Genomic DNA, 1,355 nt, shown 5'->3' with positions numbered 1-1,355 from the left:
CGGCTACGTGTTCCAGAACTACCGCGACGCGCTGTTCCCGTGGATCAGCGCCCGCGACAACATCGCCTACCCGCTGCGCCGCAAGGGCATGAAGGAAGCGCAGGTGCGCGAGCGCGTCGACGAACTGGTGAAGCTGTTCGAGATCCGCTTCGACCTGGCGCGCTACCCGTACGAGCTGTCGGGCGGGCAGATGCAGACGGTGTGCATCATGCGGGCGCTCGCGCCGCGGCCCGAGGTGATGTTCCTCGACGAACCGTTCTCGGCGCTCGATTTCGAGATGACGCTGTTCATCCGCGAGAAGCTGCAGGAGGCGCACCTCGCGACCGGCGTGACGATGGTGATCGTCTCGCACGACCTGGAAGACGYGGTGTTCCTGGCCGACCACATCCTGCTGCTGACGCGCCGGCCGACGCGCATCGCCGAGTTCGTGCCCTTCGAGATGCCGCGGCCGCGCCTGCCGGAGGCGGTGTCCGACGAGCGCTTCGTGCGTGTGAAGGCGCACACGCTCGAGGTGTTCCGGCGGGAGATGAAGGCGTGACCGCATTGCAGCTCGACACGTACCAGCTGACCAAGCGCTTCGGCGCCTTCACCGCACTCGACGGCGTGTCGCTCGCGGTGCGGCCCGGCACCGTGCACGCGCTGCTCGGCGAGAACGGCGCCGGCAAGAGCACGCTGGTGAAATGCGTCGTCGGCTGGCAGCGCGCCGAAGAAGGCAGCGTGCTGATCGACGGCCGCGAGCGCGACATCGCGTCGCCGGTGGTCGCGCGCGAGCTCGGCATCGGCATGGTCTACCAGCACTTCACCGTGGTGCCGGGCATGACGGTGGCCGAGAACCTGCTGCTCGCGCGCGGCCGGCTGCCGGCCGTCATCCACTGGCCGAGCGTGCGCAAGGAACTGGCGGCCTTCCTCGAGACGACGCCGTTCAGGCTCGACCTCGATGCGACGCCGCAGCAGCTGTCGGCCGGCCAGAAGCAGAAGCTGGAGATCCTGAAGCAGCTGCTGCTGAAGCCGCGGCTCTTGATCCTCGACGAGCCGACCTCGGTGCTGACGCCGCAGGAGGCCGACGAGGTGCTGGGGCTGCTGCGCGACCGCGCGCATGCGGGCGATTGCAGCATCGTGCTGATCACGCACAAGTTCCGCGAGGTCACCGCGTATGCGGATGACGTGAGCGTGCTGCGGCGCGGCCGGCTGGTGGCGGCGCACCGGGTGGCCGAGACCGATCCTCGGCAGCTGGCGGCGGAGATGATCGGGGCGGCGGGCGAAACAGCGGATGACGTTGCTGCCGAGGCGAAGCGCGAGTTCGCGCCGCCGCAGCGCACCGAGCGCGAACGCGGCGCCGCGCGGCTGACGATCGA

At 69.5% G+C, this 1,355-nt stretch carries 2 protein-coding genes; both read left to right on the top strand.

The annotated features are described in order from the left end of the window. Positions 1 to 538 (top strand): ABC transporter ATP-binding protein (locus tag AC1D15_RS32475; RefSeq protein WP_477829302.1); only part of this gene is annotated, 538 nt, incomplete at its 5' end. Beyond that, the coding region (locus AC1D15_RS32470) for an ATP-binding cassette domain-containing protein (protein WP_477829301.1) at positions 535 to 1,355 on the top strand (821 nt) is incomplete at its 3' end. The genes AC1D15_RS32475 and AC1D15_RS32470, both read left to right, overlap by 4 nt.

It is taken from the genome of Rhizobacter sp. P2_H2 (assembly GCF_056403375.1).
The sequence above is the reverse complement of the archived record's forward strand: the minus strand, read 5'-3'. Positions and strand labels throughout refer to the sequence as shown.